Source organism: Clostridium fungisolvens (assembly GCF_014193895.1).
Taxonomy (GTDB): domain Bacteria; phylum Bacillota; class Clostridia; order Clostridiales; family Clostridiaceae; genus Clostridium_AR; species Clostridium_AR fungisolvens.
On the sequence record NZ_BLZR01000001.1, the window covers coordinates 2,732,111 to 2,751,326 of the forward strand.

Below are 19,216 nucleotides of genomic sequence, written 5' to 3' on the forward strand. Positions count from 1 at the left end.
AATCCATTATTTATTTGAATTATAGTCTTATTTTAACAAATCCTCTTGTGTTTACAATATCCTATCCAGTTATAACTTAACATATCCTGCTTTTTTATTGATAAATTTATATTTACTCTTACTTCATGTTTTGAGTTTAGAATGCTTATCTCAGGATTTTTTAGCATAATAAGATGCTCCTATATAGTTGCATTGTTATCCTCTTCAATGTGTACTATAAAGGAGCATTTTGCATAAAGTTTATTTCTTTTTCTTTTATTATTTGTAGTGTTATTGGACTTCTAACATAACTATTAAATCATACATACCCGGTAATCCCCTAAAGCCTTGGTTATCCAACAATTATAAATTATGTTTCCATATAGGAATCCTTTAATCTGCCTAATATTTATAAAGTTATCATTTTAAAATGTAAAATTTAAAAGATTATAACTTTATAAATATTTAACTATTTACTCATAAAATCCGGGTTTGAAGAACTTTTGCTTCTTAAGGTATCTGTTTATGAAACATCTCATCCAACATCATTATTTCTCTTTTTGCGCTTATAGCATGATTTCCAAGCAACACATCAATGGTAAAATTATTGCTCAGCATATTGCGATACATCTCAATAATATCCTTCTCAGGCACCTGTCCCATAGACTTAGTTTCTTTTGGAATCACTGGAATCCCTGCTTGCTCTACCTTTTGTAAGTTTTCTTTTAGCTCTGTAGCAATCTTTGTTAAAGTGCTTTCACTCTTTGCTGTTTCTATATCCATCATGCCATCATTTGTATAAAAATGTTTGATAACTATGGCTGTAGCAGTATGTGATATGTGGAATGCCTTAATATTTTCTTGTATTTCATAATGTAGATTGGCTGCTTCAAATATCTTTGCTAGCTCTTTTACTCTTTCAGTTATATGTCCATTTATTTCACCAAAAATGGTCCCTTGATGCTTTTCGGAACCAAATTGTGCATATAGGATACCGTCTTTAAGGTCTCCACCAGCACCAGGAAATCCAGGAATCAACCTCTCTCCAACTATTTCAAACCAACGTTCATATCCCATAGTATTAGTTAAGGTAATAATATTTTTGCTCTTGTTATTCTTAATTGCAGACAATGCTGCTTCCGCCTGATCATAACGCACTGGAACAAATATAAAATCATAGATATCGTCATCTTCTAGTTTCTCTACTGTGTTAATTAATATATTTTTTATGGTGCCCTTATCGTTATATAGTAGCCCGTCCTTCTTAAGTTCTTCCATTCTCTTTCCTCTAGCAAGCAATGTTACATCTAGTCCAGATTGAGCAAATCTAAGTGCGTATATACTACCAACTACACCAGCGCCAAATACCAAAATTCTTTTTTGTTTTATACTCATTACTATCCATCCCTTCAAAAAATTATGGATGAACCACTTCGTAATTTATACTTTTAAATTCTCTCATCAGAGTAAATTAGGATTTTCAGATCGAAGCGGATCATCTATACAGTTACGCGTTGTTTAAGCAACACCTGTATGATAGTATAATAGTACGACGTTCATATGAGTACAATAATCAAATTAAGTGAAAAGTTGCTTAGGCAACATATTTGAATATTTGATGTTTTGAAAGGAAGATATATATGGTAAATCAAGAAGATCCAAGAGTTTTGCGTACACGCCAATTAATTAAAGAAGCTTTCAGTTCTTTATTACAAAAGAAAGGCTTTGATTCAATTACCATAAAGGATATCGCAGAAAAGGCTTCTATTAATAGAGCTACCTTTTATGCCCATTATGAAGACAAATATGCTTTACTAGAAGATATCACAGAAGTGGCCTTTAATAATATGATTCCTGAAAAAGTACTACATGCTGAGGAGTTTAATGATGAAACCTGCAGACAGTTAATCTTAATGACCTGCGACTATATTGTATCTTTTTATAAGACCTGCAGATTAGATTCAAAATCTATTGCTACTATAGTTGATGAAAAGATTAGAAAAATGCTGCAGCTTATGATAGAAAACATATTCTCAAAAGATGCTAACTTCTTTAAGAGAGATAGCCTAAATATAAAGATTATTTCAGCCATGACCTGCTCTGCTATCTACAGTGCCGCTTATACTTGGCTTAAGGAAGGTGAAAATGATCGACCTGATTTACTTCTAGATATCGCGCTTACATATGTAATGAAGGGGTTAGATTTATAGACACACTATATGTTGAACATAAATCAAAGCCCACTATTTTTCCCATAGTCATAAAAGGAACAAATAAAATAATCTTTATATTAGCTACACATATTTATATCTCGGTCTCTGTATGTTTATAGCAATTCAAAATAGTCTCGAATCTGACACTTCGCATTAATATGTTTTAATAAAAAAATAAGAGTATAGGACTTAAAATTCTCTTTGATCCTATACTCTTAGAAAACAAATATATGATTTTAAAAATACTTTTCTAGGTCTTCCACTGACTCTAATTCAAATATATCAGTAGCTATTTTATAATTCCGTATTTAACCATAGTATCTATGGAATCAAGAATAATTTCTTCATTATTTGCAATTGGAGTCCATCCTAATATTTTCTTAGCTTTAGCATTACTCACATTACGGCTCATCTTTAAAAATAAAGCTATCTCTTTTAATTCCTTATTGAATAATGCTGCTAAATGAACAACCAAATTAGGCAATATTCTTTTTGGAATTTTCTTAGCTATATCTGGTCTTTTATTCTTTAATAATGCAATGATTTCAACCATAGAAATTTTACCATCAGCTGATGCTATAAATCTTTGTCCCTTAGCTTTAGGATTTGCCATTGCACGTATATGTAAGTCAGCCACGTCCCTAACATCAACAATATTTAAAGACATATTAGGAATAGCTTTCATAGAACCGTCTAACAACTTTTCTAGAATTATGAAACTACCTGAAATGTGAGCACTTAAAGAAGGTCCTAACATTGCAACAGCATTTATTGTAGCAAATTCTAAATTGCCGCCTTCTTTCTTAATAAAATCCCAAGCTGCCTGTTCTGCAAGTAATTTTGATTTTTCATAAACTGATAAACCTTTTTCATTTGGATCTGTCCAGTCTTCTTCTGTAGTAACAATACTCGAATTTTTATTACTAAATCCAACTGCACCGAAATTTGAAGTCATTACAACACGTTTTACACCTGCATCTCTAGCATTGTTTAATACACGTATTATACCTTCTATAGCAGGACGCATCACTTCATTTTCATCTTCTGGTATTGTAAAAAACACAGGTGACGCCACGCTCAATACATAATCACAGCCCTTCATGATTTCGTTCCAGTTATCATCCTTTGATAAATCTGCTTCAAAAAATGAAAGCTTGTCAAAGGAAGTGATACCATTTGCTTTTAGTGTATCAATTACTTTGTTTTTGCTACTTAATGAACGAAGTGTGGTTCTTACGGTATACCCCTTTTGTAATAATTGAAGAATTATTTGTGCACCAAGAAAGCCTGTGCCTCCTGTTACTAAAACTGTTTCCATCATATTTTATCCCTCCGGTAGATGTTTTTTTAAATTACTTGAAAATTAGTTTCTTATGATTTATACTCATTCTAATACCTAGACATATGTCTAGGGCAAGATTTTTTTACTGTATAGGACAAACATATTTTCAAGTTGGATAAACATAGTGATCTCAAGGGTTTAACGTGTAGACAAACTAATTCACATTGAAATTTATCCAAATAAATTTCGAAGGAGATTTTAAAATTGACTTATTCTATAAAAGATGTATCTGAAATATTAGGGCTTTCCATATATACAATTCGTTTTTATGACAAACAGGGTCTACTGCCCTTTGTGTCAAGAAATAAAGCTGGAAATAGAGAGTTTACTGAATCAGACTTAGGTCTATTTAAGGTAATCTGTTGCTTAAAAGATTCAGGAATGCAAATTAAAGATATCAAAAAATATATTGATTTATGTATGGAAGGTGCTAAAACTATAGATCCTCGAAAAGACTTACTTGTCAAACATCGAGAAGAAGTTTTAAGCCAAATAGATCAACTCACTAAAATGCTCCAAGTGATTAATTTTAAGATAGGTATATATGAGTCTCCTAACGCAGAAGAAATTATCAATGAGCAAAGAAGAAGATCTTATGAAGAAAAATGTGAAAATAATTTACTGGAGGATATAACTCCCCTCTCTGATAACAGCAGTTATACAAGGTAATACTCTATCCATTTCTAAGTTAATAACTAATGAAAAATTTATATAGCTATAAAAATTATTATAGTAAAAAAGCACTATATCCTCGTGGATTAGTGCTTTTTTATTGAAACAACCTATCTGTTCCCCTTAGTTACCTTCATTTACCCTCAACCCATAATCCTCTAGCACACTATCTATATACTTAAAATCTTCATTGCTTTCAAACTCCATCCAACAGATCACATTTTTATCGGTTTTATAGTCTATGATCTTTCCATTAATCTCTTCCTTAAAATCTGTCCATCCCCAAAGATGCATATTGCCTTCAACCTTATATCTCACAAAACCACCTCTATTATAGATATACCATTTTATTCTATCACTAAAAATAAAAACAATCACTAATCTTGGACCCCTGATTTTTATCTATAATTAAGCAGAAAAGATGTACCACTTCATCTTGAAACTTATTATTTTAAAATTCTCTCACCAGAACCTGTGAGAGTTTTAAAAATAGATTTCAGATTGAAGTTGTACATCTTAAACTACCTCATAAAGTATTTAATTTTTATATCACAGAAAGTGCCCATAGATATAATGATGCAACAGAACCATATGGAGAATATCTTTTTCTATACATATCAAACTTTTTCTTCGGAAGCTCTTTTAGACTATATAACTTCATCATGCCTCTACGAATGGCTAGGTCTCCATAGCTCACCACATCAGGGCGACAAAGTGAGGAAATTAGTAGCATCTCAGCTGTCCAAACACCAATCCCATTAAGTGATGAAAGCTTTTTTATGATTTCCTCATCACTTAAATCATAAAGTTCATTAAAGTTTATTTCACCTGAAATAGCAGCACTTGCAACTCCCTTTATGTATCCAGCTTTTCTTAAAGTCATACCACAACCTTGAATGTCAGATAAGCTTATTTTATCAATACTTTCTGCTGTAATTACCCCAAGTAGACTAAATAATCTGTTCCATACAGTTTCTGCAGCCTTAGTTGAAATTTGCTGACCAATTATAATCCAAACAAGCGCCTCAAATGGATCAGGAGTAATTTTACGTTTTATCATACCAATTTTCTCAATGGCCGCACCAAGTTTCTTATCCTTGCTTTTTAAGTATTCTATCTCTTTTTCACCGTATTCAAAAATCTGCATTTTATTTTGCACTCTCCATATCAAGTAGTGTTTTTTTTAGTTCTATTCCTCCACGATAACCTATAAGAGAACCATCTGCCCCAATAACACGATGACATGGGATAAATATTGGTATTGGATTACGGTTATTTGCAAGCCCTATCGCTCTAGAGGCCTTAGGATTACCTATTTTAGTAGCTATACTCTTATAACTTACGGTTTCACCATATGGTATTTCACAAAGCTTTAACCAAACATCTTTCATAAAGGGTGTTCCTTCTGGCTCCAAGGATAGGGAAAACTCTTTAAGATCTCCCATAAGATAACTCTTAAGTTGCCTTGCAGCTTCCTTCAATATAGGGGTTTCTTGTACTTTAATATCTTGAGGAATTTTATCATTCTCAAAATATAGATTAGTTATTTTCCCATCATTTTCTACTATTGCAATCTTACCAATTTTTAATTCATACGAATATATAGACACTACAAATCACCTCTACTTTTCCTATATTCACTTGGTGTAAACTCAGTTTGTTCCTTAAAACATTTATAAAAATTAGACAAACTTTTAAATCCCGTTGCATAGGAGATCTCAAGAATATCAATATCACTTTGCTTTAGAAGTTCTTTTGCTTTTTCTATTCTTAGCTTAATAATATACTGTGTTGGAGTAAGCTTAGTATGCTGTTTAAAAAGCTTAATCAAGTGGTTTGTACTAATTCCAAGTTGTTTTGAAATATCACTTAAGTCAACGGGCTTATTAAAATATGTATGAAATATATTTTTAGCCTTTTCTATTAGCTCTGAATCAGGCTGAAAATCCACCTTATCTGGACAACATCTCTTGCACGGACGAAACCCACTATCCAAAGCATTTACAGTATTATCAAAAAAAATTACATTTTCACGTATTGGAGTCTTTGACTTGCATGATGGTCTGCAGAAAATCCCTGTTGTCTTTACTCCATAGAAGAAGAGTCCATCATATTTATTGTCACAGCTAATAACCGCTTGCCATTTTTCACTATCTGAAATTTTAATACACTGCTTCATATGTTTTCTCCTCATCAATGTTTATCTATGAATATTTAATCTTTATAAGTCCTTGTATCATACATAAACACAACCGATCTATATTAATCTAAATGTTGCCTGAATTTTCATTTAAAAGCTATAATATTTTCTTATCCAGCTCTATTGTATAAATCATAAATGCGATCCTGGTAGATAGGCTTCTTTCATTATTATCACTCCAGTAATAGCCCTATTACAAACATATTTTACAGGAAATTAAGCTAAATATCTTCCTATATTTCATTAAGTAATTTTATAGGTAGATATAATGTAGACTCTGCTTATACCAAAACAGCGAACTTTAGGGATAGACACCCAATAACAAAAGGCAGCTTTATATAGCGAGTTCTACATAAAGCTACCTTTTGGAATTTCATATTATAATTTTTTGTTTACAGAGTTATAGTTACTTCATCTCCATCTGCTGAGGTGACTTCTACCAATTTTAAACCTCTGTAGCCTCTTAGATATTTTATGCTCCTTGCAAGTTCGTCAAAATCTATACAATCAATTATATCCCTTTGTTCCTGACTCAGATGTTTTCCTGACTTTTCTATAGCGTAAGAAGCTATCCTACATCCTAAGCTTGCAATACTTAAAGGTACGGGAATAAAAAATTTCCTACCATGCTTTTCTCTTATATAAATTCTCATCGCATATATTCCCTTCTGCATTATTTTTTTTGCACAGAAGAATTATTAATGCCTGTGCCTTTAATGCTTCTATTCAACACTTATCTCGACGCTGTCACCTTGTTCACTTTTTACATCTACAATTTTACCGTCAAGTCCATCACTTACAGCCTGAAGAATAGCTTGGATATCTATATCTTCCATACCTTCTACACCTTCTATTTTAGGTATTCTTTTAATAGCGCCACCTATAGTTCTTATGAACTTAACAGGTACATTTATATTTACGTTGTCTCCATGTTGTGAATTCACTCTGATCTTTAGCATTTTATCAGCGTTAATTATTGCAGGAACAGTACTTCTAGAAGCATATAAAACGTCTATTAATTCTCCTGCCTTCTGAGCATCAATTTTACCTTCTTCAAGCATCTTTAAAACTTTCATAATCTCATCATTCATTTTATACAATCCCCTTTTTTAAATTATTTTTTTAATAAATTTATCGCTTGTTCTGCTGTAATTTCACCTTTTTCAAGCTTGTCAATCACTTCAGAACTGTTATCTTCCTTCTCTTTAATAGGTGCATAACCTAGTGAAACAATTAAATCTTCAATTTTACTTCGAACTGTAGGATAAGATATTCCAAGTTCCTTTTCAACATCCTTAATATTACCTCTACATTTTATAAAAACCTCTGCAAAGTTTAGTTGGTCTGTAGTAAGATAAGAAAACTTCGAAAGTTCAAAATCATTTTCAATAACAGTATTACATTTTTTGCATTGTAACTTTGTAACTGTAAGCTTTGAACTGCATACAGGACATCGAGTTAATACTTTATAAGCCATACAAATCACTCTCCATAGTTTCATTATACTACCATTATTTATAATTTCAATACATTTATTAATTTATTTTATATATTTTTATTTTCATATTAATAAAATTAATTTTAACATTAATTTTATTAATAACAATATTAACCACTTATATACTCCAGTTCTATGACTGTAAATTGTGTTGGAAAACATTTTTATCACCAATTCTATTTTACTTGATTTAAATGATTCCTATGGCGAAGCTTAATTTATACATGCCCAAAAATCACGCACCTATGAATTTTAGTATGTATAAATTAATAGTTGAGTTAGGAACCCTACAAAGACTATTACAAAAGATTTCAAGTAATTGATTCAGAATAGTAATTTACTTTTAAGTAATAGAAAAAATTATCTAGATCCTTAATCTACTTCGAAATTTGCAGAAAATTAAGCTGAAGGTGCGTACTAGATATTACTATAAAAAAGCCTTATATTATGTATTAAATAAATGTTGTTACTGCTATCTAAAAGGACAAGCTATAAAATACCAACATTTACTTAATATATAAGGTAATGTAATAAAAATATTTACACAGGTTACAATCAGTGAGATATGAGCGTTTGAGTAATTAGATTTATTTCACTTACACTAATTGGAGTATATTGAATTTAAGGATTTAAATAATACAACTATATCTTGGCATCTATTTTCACCTAAAGTTGTATATAAAGGGTTCCATTACGAAAACTTAAGTTATGCATGTTCGAAAATCGTGGCTACTGAGGATTTTCGCGGCATGCATAACTTAATAGTTGAAGTTGGAACCCTATAGTTACAGACAATTAAGTCAGAATGCGAAACATAATACAACTTAATTGATGAAACTAAAAACACAAATAATGTTCTTTAAGAATTGAATAATGCGATAAAAAAATTATTTTAAAACACTCTTCGGTCTACAATTTTCCTAGAGCTAATTGGTATAATATGTTATAATCAATCATAATTAAGACAGAATATGAAAATAAGACAAATTTAAGTATATTCTATTATTGGAGGTGATGAAATGGCTGGGGCTCTTGTAGCGATTGCTGTAGTGATTTTTGTTGTATTTTACATAATCCTTAAGAAAAAGGATAAATGATAGAAGAACACTCATTCTATTCGGCGGCCGAACATTGTTTATACTCAGAAGAAAGAAGCGAGAAACCATTTGAATCTTCACTTAAATATAAACTTATCGGCATTAACTGGTTATAAATGATATAACTACAAATAATTAAGTATTGGTAGTAAAAAAATTACGGATTAAAACTAATAAATGATATAATAATGGAGGAAGCAGGATTGGATAAGATTGTTAATCTAATTATTCAGTCAGTTGCATATTTTGCAATTGTTTTATTTATATTTTTCATTTCAAGGAAGTTTGGTATTAATACACATTCATCTATATGGTCATTAGCGATTGGTTCAACTATTGGCTGGATTATAGTGCAAGGTTTATCTGTAATTATGAAGAGAAAGAAAAATTAGGCAACCATAGAGGTTTCCTAATTTTTTTGTTTATAATCCACAACTTTTAAAAGCATAATTAAAGATTAAAGAATATAGAAAAAAGGCTAGATTTCTCTACCCCTTTAGCACAAGCTACTTACATCACATTGACCATATTGATTATCACCTACGGCAACAAAAGTGCCATCTGCTTTAAGACCAACTGTATGAGCACATCCAGCAGCAACTGCCACAATACCATACCAGCTACTAACATTGCACTGTCCATACTCATTCCAGCCCACTGCAACCACATTTCCGTCAGCTTTAAGACCTATGGTATGACTACTGCCCGCAGCTATAGCTACAATACCGTTCCAATCATTAACATCACACTGACCTTCATTATTTTTACCTGTAACAACCACTGTACCATCGGATCTAAGACCAACGGTATGAAGATAACCTGCAGCTACTGCCACTATATCACTCCAGTCACTAACATTGCATTGACCATATCTATTATTACCCACAGCCATAACTGTACCATTTGCTTTAAGCCCCACTGTATGCCAATCCCCTGCTGTAATGGCCACAATATCATGCCAGTCAGTTACCTCACATTGCCCTTCATTATTTCGACCTGCTGCAACCACCGTGCCGTTTTGTTTAAGGCCAACGGTACGACGCCAACCAGCTGCAATGGCTACAATATTACTCCAACCATTTACATCGCACTGGTCATGCTTATTCCAACCCACTGCTACAACAGTACCATCAGACTTTAGCCCTACTGTATGAGAATTGCCTGTGTTCGTCGCCATATGAACATTACCAGCATCCACCGAAACAATATCGCTCCATATGCTTACATCACATTGACCACATTTATTATCACCTACAGCCATAACTGTTCCGTCTGCTTTTATACCAATAGTATGACGATGACCTGCCGCTATGATATTTCTTGCATCTCTCATATAACTACCTCCAACATTCTTCAGCATTAAATTTCTTTAGATTTATCTATAGGTAAACCACTTCGTATCTAATTTTATCATATAATGCATACAACAAAGTTGAGCATTGTAATTTAACTATATTTAAACAAGCAGCCAAGAATAGAAAAAGGATCTCTATTCTTGGCTGCTATGTATCTTAAAAACTATTATTTATCCTAATATTTGTTTTAAATCCGCATCAGGTGTGCTGATTGGCTTTATACCAAAATTGTCAACTAAGAATTGTAATACATTTGGTGATAAGAATGCAGGCAAGCTTGGCCCAATATACATTCCTTTTACCCCTAAAGAAAGCAATGCTAGAAGATCAGCAACAGCTTTTTGTTCATACCAAGAAAGTATTATCGATAAAGGTAAATCATTAACACCACATTTGAATGCATCAGCTAAAGCTAAAGCTATTCTAACTGCTGAATAAGCATCGTTACATTGTCCAACATCTAATAAACGTGGAAGTCCAGCAACTTCGCCAAATTGTAGTTTATTAAAACGATATTTTCCACATGCTAATGTAAGAATAATAGAATCATTCGGAACCTTTTCAGCAAATTCTGTGTAGTAGTTTCTTCCAGGTTTAGCACCATCACAACCTCCGATTAAGAAGAAGTGCTTAACTTTACCATCTTTTACTGCATTTATTATTGTATCAGCGTGACTTAGAGTTGCTTTATGTCCAAAGCCAACTAAAATTTCTTTTACTTCTTCATCTTCTTTGAAGCCACCTAATTCTAGAGCTTTATTTATTATTTCAGTAAAATCCTTATTTCCATTTTCATCTTTATCTATATGTTTAACTCCATCCCATCCAACAACACTAGTTGAGAAAATTCTATCTTTGTAAGAATCTCTTGGTTTCATTAAACAGTTAGTTGTCATTAAGATGCAACCAGGAATATTATCAAATTCCTTTTGTTGATTTTGCCATGCACTTCCGAAGTTACCTACTAAGTGAGGGTATTTATTTAATTCAGGATATCCATGAGAAGGTAACATTTCACCATGAGTATAAATATTTATACCTTTACCTTCAGTTTGCTTTAAAAGCATTTCTAAATCTCTTAGGTCATGTCCTGAAATTACTATAAACGGACCTTTCTTTCTATTTACATTTACTTTTGTAGGAGTTGGTGCGCTATAAAGACTGTTATTAGCAGTATCTAGAAGCTCCATGATTTTGACACTGGCATCTCCAGTTTCAATTAATAATTTAATTAAATCATCTAATGTTAAAGCATCATCAGTTAAAGAAGCTAAAGCTTTAAAATAAAAATTATCCACTTCATCATTATTATATTTTACAAATCTTGCTTGATGTGCGTAAGCAGCGATTCCTTTTAGACCATATTTTATAGTCTCTCTAACTGAACGAATGTCAGAATCTAAATTTTGATCATACATGATTCCAGCTTTTTTAGCATCTTCAAACATAACTTCAGTAGATTCGCTTAAATCATATAATGCTTCAGGAGCTTGTATCTTCCCAGCTTGTACTCTTTCACGCAAAGATTCTTTGATTTCTTGAGATTTCTTTAATTTAGCCATATGATCAGCAGGATCAAAATTAACATTAGTCAAGGTCATAAATAATGAATCCTCTACAAAAGAAACTACGCTTTTATCTATTACTTCACCATTTTTTAAAAGTTCATTAGCATATAAACTAATTCCTTTTAACTGATAAATCAATAGATCTTGCATAGCTGCAATGTCAGGTGTCTTACCACATACACCAATTTTAGTGCATCCTTTGCCACCGGCAGTTTGTTCACATTGATAACAGAACATTTCTTGAACCATAATATCAATCCTTTCAATTCAAAATTTTTGACTTTACTCTTATATTTTATAATAATATTGGCAATATATGCAATAATTTATCAGAAAATTCAAAAAATAAAAGTTTTAATTAACAAAATTGTCATTTTATGTACAATAACTAACAATGAAATTAAAAACATATTGAAATTAGCATATTTACAATTTAAGCAGCATATTACATTAAGAAAATAATTATGTAAGGAAATACTATGACTTTCAAATATGTACCTATTCTAAGAAATTTAACAGCTGAGAGAGAGGCACTTAAATATCAAAAAACATCAGCTAAAGTAATGCCACTTATAGAGTTAGTTTCAGATAAACCTCGTGAGAATTCAAAATTAGATTTTAAAACCTTTAGTCAACAATTATTTAATAATATGTCTAATCCTTTTTTTGTTGACATTCCTATGTATATTAAATTGTCTAAAAGAACAAAACTATCCGTTACTGAATTTCTTGATCATATTTATCAAAATCAGCTTAAGAGATGTGTCTATTTAAATTTATTATCAAATATTTGTCCTGGAAGATTAGTACCTGTAGTATCTTATAATTCTAATATTCCATATATTAAAAAACTTATTGTAGAGCAAGTGAAATTATTAAGACCTAATTATAAGAAGCTTGCATTTAGAATTTTTGCGCCTTACAATAGGTCAATAATTGATGAATTAAAAACAGTATTGAAGCCTCAAGATACTATTTTACTTGATATTTTTCATCAAAAGCATAATACCCCATTGCTACTCAGCATGTATTCTGAAATCAATACATTAAAAAGCAACATTGGATGTACCACTGTAATACTACACTCAGCACTCCCAGATAAATTAACAAACACTAAACTGATAGACAATCAGATTATACAGGACGCAAGCACTAATCTTATAACTTCATATAATAGCCCTAAGTATAAATTTGATGCTTTTGGTGATTTCGCAGGCATAAAGGTTTCAAATCTCGAGAATATTCCTGTATCAAGCCCAGCATATATTCACTACTCTGCATTATCAAATAATTACATTGGATTTAAGGGGCTATACAGAAAAGTTAGGTCCTTTGAAACCATGGTATTGCCAAAATTCACTTTTTCACCTTATTGGTCAAGCATCCCTAAAAAACATAAGAATTCTTGTTATGGCTGCACCTTAATTGAAAGAATGCTAAGCGGAAAAGTGAAAATCAATTATGCACCTAGATGGAAAACCCTAACTATATGTCATTATATAAAATCAATGGATGAGGTTTTATAAAATATAAATTGGAGCTGAAAACACTCTTTCAGCTCCTCTAAAATTTCATACTACAAGATTTTAAAACATCCTCAAATATAATATTGTCAGCTATCGCAAACAATAACATTTCTGTATAGAAAGGATACTTTCTTCTTTCATCACTCCAAAGCTTATCATTAATATCAGCTATCAAGTCACAAAGCATTGGATACGCTAAGTTATCGTCTATAAATACTTTCTTATCTACTTTACTCATAACTTTTTTATCATTTAAGTTATCTAGATACTCACTGGCTCTAGAGAGTCTTATTAGAGTTTCAATATTTACTCCTCTAAGCTTTGAGTTTCTCCCCTCTGACATAGGAAAGAACATCTCAGACGAATTAGTTTTTAGAAGTATCCAGTTAATAGAATAAGCTAATCTTGTATCGTAGATAATGTATTTTTCAGTATCAATAAAGCTTAAAACCTTTGTTACACTTGCTCTGCTTTCTATTTTGCAATATTCACCGCCCTCTATTCTTTGCTTTAGAAACTCCTCTACTGAAGAGTTTAGCTTCTCAACATTAGTTGAGTTTATCCCACCCCAGTTAGATACTATCCATTTATAAACTAACTTTCTATCTTTAATTGAATCAAGCTTATTTAAAACAGAAGATAGTATTAATTTTATTGCAACATTTTTCTCATAACTACTTTCTATCTGCTGCAACTGCTGACACTCTTCGGAGCTAATTATTCCATTTTCTTTTAAGAAGATAACATCCTTATCTTTTGGAGTATCCCAATTAAACAATTTTTCAAGCTTTAAAGCGAGTGGTATTAAATATTCTACTATAGCTTCAATGTTGAACATATTTGTCTCCTTCTTCCCTATTTTATCTAACTTCAACTTTGTTGGTCTTCTCTTTCACTTTTAAATGTAAAGACATATTACCATGCTTTCCAATATGATACTAATTATTCTACAGCATGCCCAAAAAAGCAGCTAAAGAGACTTTCTTTAACTGCTTTTTATAGTAATATATTTAATTAACTGAATTCATACTATATCTAAACAAAATAGTAATTACTTCTTGTATATTAGATTTAAAAACTCGTCCTCAGACAGCACTTCAATTCCAAGCTCCTGTGCTTTACCTAGTTTACTTCCTGGATTCTTACCTACAACTAGAATATTAGTCTTTTTACTTACACCACTTTTGACATTTCCTCCATACATAATAGCAAGTTCCGAAAGCTCTACCCTATCTTTCACGGTCTCACCAGTAAATACTATGTTTTTACTATGTAATATATCCTCTATGATGTTTTCTTTAGCTCGTTCTAACCTTGCTTTATTCTCTTCTCTTTCTTCCTTATCAAACATGTAACTTCTTTTAGGTTTAGTTTCACTAGCACTTGTGTTTCCACCTAATTTGCTCCACTTTTTAGGTTTTAACTTTTTCAAGAGTTCTAATAAATCCAATACATCTTGCATTGCAGTATGTTCTTGATTATCTTTTATATTGTAATGTTCTAGTAAATCCCTTAACTTATAACTATCCAGCTTTTCCATCTTTTTTATTGTATTCATACTACAATAAAATACTTGATCTTTATCTACCCAATTCCAGAAATCAAGAAAGCTTTTATCAAAGCTAGCATTATGAGCTACTAGTGGATACTTATATTTAATAAGGAAGTTTTTAAATTCTTCTCTTAAGCTTTCATTTTCTTCAATATTCTCAAGTCCATAGCCATAGCCTTTTTTATATTCTTCTTCATCATTAATAATAGCTAAATGTAATTTGTCTATTATTTCATAATCTTCAACAACTGTAGCTGCTACTTCCCTTATTCCGTCTTTTGGAGAAAAACTATGTGGAGTTTCTATATCAACTATTATAAATCTCTCTTTTTTCTCCGCTTTTTTATTAATGCTCTTACTTTCATCTGTTTTTTTATCTTTTTTATTTTCATCTAATTTTTTAGCTTCATATAATCCTGTTTCTTCAATTGAACCATATAGTGAAAAGTCTTTTTTCTGCATGTCCAAAAAATAATCTGGATGAATACTATGAAGCTTTCCATCAACATAAATCACTATTTCATTATCATCCACATATCCAGCTACCTTGCATTCTATATGTTTGTCTGTATAAGCACCTTTATAATAAAAGGCTTTTACTTCTGTAGCTTTTGGTGATATTAAATGCCATTCTTTCAGTTTCTCAAGTTCTTCCTCTATGGATTCAAAGGTCTTCCATTCTCTTTTAGTTTCTATCATATATTTTCTCCTTTACGTGCTCCAACTTCAACTTCTAAGTTGTCCATGTCTAAAATTCGTAGATTCATGATTTTTCAACATGCATAACTTAAGTTTTGATATAGAAACTCTTTAACTCTTAAGCATCTATAATTTTCGTTATTCTTATTATAGATAAACTACTTCATATTAGAATTTATCCAAATAAAAATTCGTAGAATCATCGAAATCTTTATTTGGAGTTTAATGACCGAAGTAGTTTATCAGTTCAGCGGAATAGATAATCCAGTTATTTCTAATAAAACTAAGCTATACTTGTGTTAATTATTAATGGTAATAGGATTGTAAACTATATGTTTTATTTAGAACTGGTTTTTCTATAATATAGTTATTATATGTTACAAATCACCACATATCAAATTAATAGTTTTTCTATTACTAAATAGTAAGAATAAGAGTCTATATTATAGACTCTTATAAAAATCACACTTAAGCTTTTTAAAAATACTTTTCTAAATCCTCTACTTTTTCCAAATCAAATATATCAGTGGCTATTAGCTCTATTTTTTCTGAAGATAATTTCTTTATCTTTTCTTCATATTCTTGAGGAAGATCCTTAAACTTCTTGCTTAATAGCTTTATGAGAATTTCAGTTTTTCCTTCACTTTTTCCATCATCTCTTATCATCTTTCCTATCTCTGTCACACTAAAAACCTCCTTAAATCTCTTTTTAGATATTTGATCTCCAAATTTATCAAACAATGCATACAACAAAGTTAAGCATTTTAGTTTAACTGCACTATCTTCAATTGAGTTTGCTAGCTCTATTCCTTCTAGAGTTCTTTCGCTTTTACTAATCTTACTACTCATTAATGGAATAAAACTCAGTGTTAATATATCCTTTTCATTACAGTGAAAAATCACTAATGCATCTATCAACTGCTTCTTCAGTATTTGTGAATCTTATATCCTGATCTTTAAGCTTATTATTACATATCCTTAGGTCTCTATTGTTTTCTTTATATCTTTCTGTATCTTTTATTAAAAGCTCCTCTATCCTATGACCTATCCCCATATTCTCCAGAATCACTTTACCAACTTCATATGTACTTAGGTTACTTTCGCTTCCAGTGTTGTATATTCCCTTTGGTAGATTAATAAGCTTATGAAAATTACTTATTAGATCATAAACATAGGTTATCCCTCTATATTCATTGGCAGGAAGGGTTATTTCCTCGTTCTTAAGTGCAGCTTTTACTAAGTTCCAAATAATATTAGAATTAATCTTAACATTTCTTTCTGGTAAACTAAATAACCAGGTAAGTCTTAATATAACTGGGTCCTCCACAATGCCACATATAGCATTTTCAGCTTCAAGCTTGTGTCTACCATAAACCGTATTTGGCAATGCTACACAGTCTTCCTTATATGGTCCTGCTTCAACATTGCCATTGTATATCTGATCAGAACTTAAATATATAAGCTTTGCCCCTGCTACAGCACAGCCCTTAGCAATATTTATTGTCCCCTTAACATTTACATCGTAAGATAATTCAGGGTTTTTCTCGCATTTTCCTGTATCAGATATTGCTGCGGAATGAATAAGATATTTTGGTTTAATATTAATAATTTTTTCTATAGTTTTTTCTTGGTCACATATATCTAAATCCTTATGGCTTAGAGCAATTATGTTATATTTATCTCTATAATATTGAACAAATCTGGACGCAAAAAAGCCCTCTGCTCCAGTAATTAGTATTGTATCCATGTATAATCCTCACTTTATCTTCTTTTTAATCAGTCAAATTAAGCTTTGACCATCTATGTTATAGAGTTCCTAACTCAACTATTAATTTATACATGCCCGAAAATCCCCAGAAGCCGGGATTTTCGAACAAGTATAAATTAAGTTTCGATACGGGAACTCTTTAAAAACCGCATTCTTCATTAACTATATATAATTTCATTCTATTTTTATCTGATTGACCTTCTATTATTGATAGGCTATTGCACACTCTTTCCTTTGATACGCAATCAACACACCTATTTAAGGTTACACATGGAGGGTTGAACCCTGCTCTTTTTGCATTTTGTGGGCAAGCTATATTTTTTACTCTTTTTATTGCTTCATCTATAGTGGCTACTACTTTATTTTTCCCAACAACAATGATCACATGATCTGGTCCATAGTTAATTGCAGCTACTCTATTTCCACTATGGTCTACATTAACGATTCTTCCATCAAGAGATACCCCATTGGAACCAGTGATATACCAATCAGAAAGCAGTGCCTTCTTCTTTAAGGACTTACACTCCTCTTTATCCTTACCAAGCTCTTTGTCGTATACAATATTACCCCTTTTTAATAAAGAATCTGTAATATCCATCTTCCCAAGTGTAGCTGAATGTCCTATTCCAACAGTGCATTCAATAGGTATCATATTTAATATATATGACTTAACATCCTCTAAGGTTTCAAAATACTGAACTTCTATATTTCTAAGTTTAAAGTTTTCTTTCAATTTATTAATGGTTTCAATATTCATCTATATCCTCAATCCACCCTATACATTATTATAAAATACGCTGATTATTTCTCACATGAAAATTATACCATTCTATTAAGTATACTGTATAATATCTTTTACTAATGCTTTTCTATATTAATAATAACTTCTTTAGCTTAGATAAAAAGCGATAAACCGTTTTTTTCATCTCCTTCTTGTCCCATTTATCTTACAATATGTAAAATATATTTGACATATTGCAAAACATATTATACTATATATACATATTATGGAATGAAAGGTTGTAGTTTACATGAAGAACTTAAAATTGAAAATGGCTAGAGTTGAAAGCGATATGTCTCAAGATGAATTAGCTAAAGCTGTAGGAGCTACAAGACAGACCATAAGTATGATTGAATCTGGCAACTATAACCCTACATTAAAGCTTGCTGTAGCAATATGCAAAGCACTTGGCAAGACCTTAAATGATCTTTTTTGGGAGGAATGATGATGCTAAGTATTGATGAAAGAAGTAAAAGAAGATTAGAAGAAACTGCAACAGGGGTATTAGGACTTTTTTATGTGATATGCACCTTTGAGATGATAATAAAGCTTATGGTAACTAAAGATATCACAAGTATACTAGGCGAGTTTATAATTTTTCTTTCTGTCATATTCACTTTTCTTATAGTGCAAAGATTTCACAGAAGCTACTCACCAACACTGCCAAGAAAAAATAATGGTGAACTTCTAAGTCCCGAAAATACAAAACAAGCAAAGCACAAAAGGCTGTTAATCTATGCAAAAGACTCTTTTGTATATTCTATTAGCTTTACAGCGTTTTCTGTAGTAATGGATTACCTAACAAAAAAACAGAATATAACCTTTAACCTAGAATTCTTCGTAAGTCAATTTTTTAAAATTATACTATATTTTATTCCTTTCTTTATTTTAGATACTTTATTGAAAGAGCGAAAAATTAAAAAATATAACAAATGGAATGAGAATCTAGATGATTAGGAGGCTATT

22 protein-coding genes are annotated in these 19,216 nt (G+C 31.1%); 6 read left to right on the forward strand and 16 right to left on the reverse strand.

The window, feature by feature from the left end; genetic code table 11:
* Window positions 1-489 precede the first annotated feature (489 nt).
* On the reverse strand, window positions 490-1,374 hold the full coding sequence (locus bsdtw1_RS11875; RefSeq protein ID WP_183277777.1) for a ketopantoate reductase family protein: 885 nt from the start codon (window positions 1,372-1,374) through the stop codon (window positions 490-492).
* 245 nt (window positions 1,375-1,619) lie between these two features.
* Here bsdtw1_RS11875 and bsdtw1_RS11880 point away from each other — a divergent pair, with 245 nt between their 5' ends.
* Window positions 1,620-2,189, forward strand: coding sequence for a TetR/AcrR family transcriptional regulator (locus bsdtw1_RS11880; RefSeq protein ID WP_183277778.1), 570 nt, complete (start codon window positions 1,620-1,622; stop codon window positions 2,187-2,189).
* Between the two features lie 292 nt (window positions 2,190-2,481).
* Here bsdtw1_RS11880 and bsdtw1_RS11885 read toward each other — a convergent pair whose 3' ends face one another.
* On the reverse strand, window positions 2,482-3,513 hold the full coding sequence (locus bsdtw1_RS11885; protein ID WP_183277779.1) for an SDR family oxidoreductase: 1,032 nt from the start codon (window positions 3,511-3,513) through the stop codon (window positions 2,482-2,484).
* Window positions 3,514-3,738: 225 nt separating this feature from the next.
* On the opposite strand from bsdtw1_RS11885, the gene bsdtw1_RS11890 reads away from it, so the two are divergent.
* Entirely contained in the window at window positions 3,739-4,203 is a 465-nt protein-coding gene (locus bsdtw1_RS11890) for a MerR family transcriptional regulator (RefSeq protein WP_183277780.1), read from the forward strand.
* A gap of 126 nt (window positions 4,204-4,329) precedes the next feature.
* Here bsdtw1_RS11890 and bsdtw1_RS11895 read toward each other — a convergent pair whose 3' ends face one another.
* The 7 genes from bsdtw1_RS11895 to bsdtw1_RS11925 all read right to left on the reverse strand — a co-directional run bounded on the left by bsdtw1_RS11895 (window position 4,330) and on the right by bsdtw1_RS11925 (window position 7,883).
* Window positions 4,330-4,524 (reverse strand): hypothetical protein, encoded by a 195-nt coding sequence (locus tag bsdtw1_RS11895; RefSeq protein WP_183277781.1) that lies wholly within the window; start codon window positions 4,522-4,524, stop codon window positions 4,330-4,332.
* 226 nt (window positions 4,525-4,750) lie between these two features.
* Window positions 4,751-5,353 (reverse strand): DNA-3-methyladenine glycosylase family protein, encoded by a 603-nt coding sequence (locus bsdtw1_RS11900; RefSeq protein WP_183277782.1) that lies wholly within the window; start codon window positions 5,351-5,353, stop codon window positions 4,751-4,753.
* Window position 5,354: 1 nt separating this feature from the next.
* The gene (locus bsdtw1_RS11905) at window positions 5,355-5,816 is read right to left on the reverse strand and encodes a methylated-DNA--[protein]-cysteine S-methyltransferase (protein ID WP_183277783.1); all 462 of its coding nucleotides are present in this window, start codon (window positions 5,814-5,816) and stop codon (window positions 5,355-5,357) included.
* Window positions 5,816-6,385 carry a bifunctional transcriptional activator/DNA repair enzyme AdaA gene (locus bsdtw1_RS11910; RefSeq protein ID WP_183277784.1) on the reverse strand — a complete coding sequence of 190 codons (570 nt, stop codon included), beginning with the start codon at window positions 6,383-6,385 and terminating at the stop codon, window positions 5,816-5,818. The genes bsdtw1_RS11905 and bsdtw1_RS11910 overlap by 1 nt, the downstream gene beginning before the upstream one ends.
* A 413-nt stretch (window positions 6,386-6,798) precedes the next feature.
* On the reverse strand, window positions 6,799-7,059 hold the full coding sequence (locus bsdtw1_RS11915; RefSeq protein ID WP_183277785.1) for a hypothetical protein: 261 nt from the start codon (window positions 7,057-7,059) through the stop codon (window positions 6,799-6,801).
* A gap of 69 nt (window positions 7,060-7,128) precedes the next feature.
* Entirely contained in the window at window positions 7,129-7,497 is a 369-nt protein-coding gene (locus tag bsdtw1_RS11920) for an SHOCT-like domain-containing protein (protein WP_183277786.1), read from the reverse strand.
* Between the two features lie 23 nt (window positions 7,498-7,520).
* Window positions 7,521-7,883, reverse strand: coding sequence for a DUF2089 domain-containing protein (locus bsdtw1_RS11925; RefSeq protein WP_183277787.1), 363 nt, complete (start codon window positions 7,881-7,883; stop codon window positions 7,521-7,523).
* Window positions 7,884-9,204: 1,321 nt separating this feature from the next.
* Between bsdtw1_RS11925 and bsdtw1_RS11930 the strand changes: the two genes are divergently transcribed.
* Entirely contained in the window at window positions 9,205-9,393 is a 189-nt protein-coding gene (locus bsdtw1_RS11930) for a hypothetical protein (RefSeq protein WP_183277788.1), read from the forward strand.
* A gap of 104 nt (window positions 9,394-9,497) precedes the next feature.
* Here the strand turns inward: bsdtw1_RS11930 and bsdtw1_RS11935 are convergent, their stop codons facing one another.
* Entirely contained in the window at window positions 9,498-10,334 is an 837-nt protein-coding gene (locus tag bsdtw1_RS11935; RefSeq protein WP_205245283.1) for an RCC1 domain-containing protein, read from the reverse strand.
* A gap of 192 nt (window positions 10,335-10,526) precedes the next feature.
* The gene (hcp, locus tag bsdtw1_RS11940; RefSeq protein WP_183277790.1) at window positions 10,527-12,173 is read right to left on the reverse strand and encodes a hydroxylamine reductase; all 1,647 of its coding nucleotides are present in this window, start codon (window positions 12,171-12,173) and stop codon (window positions 10,527-10,529) included.
* Between the two features lie 230 nt (window positions 12,174-12,403).
* Here hcp and bsdtw1_RS11945 point away from each other — a divergent pair, with 230 nt between their 5' ends.
* Window positions 12,404-13,450: a beta family protein gene (locus bsdtw1_RS11945; protein WP_183277791.1), complete on the forward strand. Its 1,047-nt coding sequence runs from the start codon at window positions 12,404-12,406 to the stop codon at window positions 13,448-13,450.
* Window positions 13,451-13,487: 37 nt separating this feature from the next.
* On the opposite strand, the gene bsdtw1_RS11950 is transcribed toward bsdtw1_RS11945, so the two are convergent.
* The 5 genes from bsdtw1_RS11950 to bsdtw1_RS11970 form a co-directional block, all read right to left on the reverse strand.
* On the reverse strand, window positions 13,488-14,288 hold the full coding sequence (locus bsdtw1_RS11950; protein ID WP_183277792.1) for a hypothetical protein: 801 nt from the start codon (window positions 14,286-14,288) through the stop codon (window positions 13,488-13,490).
* Window positions 14,289-14,501: 213 nt separating this feature from the next.
* Window positions 14,502-15,701 carry a BRCT domain-containing protein gene (locus bsdtw1_RS11955; RefSeq protein WP_183277793.1) on the reverse strand — a complete coding sequence of 400 codons (1,200 nt, stop codon included), beginning with the start codon at window positions 15,699-15,701 and terminating at the stop codon, window positions 14,502-14,504.
* Window positions 15,702-16,178: 477 nt separating this feature from the next.
* The gene (locus tag bsdtw1_RS11960; RefSeq protein ID WP_244638160.1) at window positions 16,179-16,619 is read right to left on the reverse strand and encodes a DUF4351 domain-containing protein; all 441 of its coding nucleotides are present in this window, start codon (window positions 16,617-16,619) and stop codon (window positions 16,179-16,181) included.
* Window positions 16,588-17,448 (reverse strand): SDR family oxidoreductase, encoded by an 861-nt coding sequence (locus tag bsdtw1_RS11965; RefSeq protein ID WP_183277794.1) that lies wholly within the window; start codon window positions 17,446-17,448, stop codon window positions 16,588-16,590. Before bsdtw1_RS11965 ends, bsdtw1_RS11960 begins: the two co-directional genes overlap by 32 nt.
* Window positions 17,449-17,608: 160 nt before the next feature.
* Window positions 17,609-18,226, reverse strand: coding sequence for a lactate utilization protein (locus bsdtw1_RS11970; RefSeq protein ID WP_183277795.1), 618 nt, complete (start codon window positions 18,224-18,226; stop codon window positions 17,609-17,611).
* A 274-nt stretch (window positions 18,227-18,500) separates the two neighbouring features.
* On the opposite strand from bsdtw1_RS11970, the gene bsdtw1_RS11975 reads away from it, so the two are divergent.
* Both bsdtw1_RS11975 and bsdtw1_RS11980 read left to right on the forward strand, forming a co-directional pair.
* On the forward strand, window positions 18,501-18,695 hold the full coding sequence (locus bsdtw1_RS11975; RefSeq protein WP_183277796.1) for a helix-turn-helix transcriptional regulator: 195 nt from the start codon (window positions 18,501-18,503) through the stop codon (window positions 18,693-18,695).
* Between the two features lie 2 nt (window positions 18,696-18,697).
* Complete coding sequence (locus bsdtw1_RS11980; protein ID WP_183277797.1) at window positions 18,698-19,207, forward strand: hypothetical protein; 510 nt, start codon at window positions 18,698-18,700, stop codon at window positions 19,205-19,207.
* The last annotated feature ends 9 nt before the right edge of the window (window positions 19,208-19,216 follow it).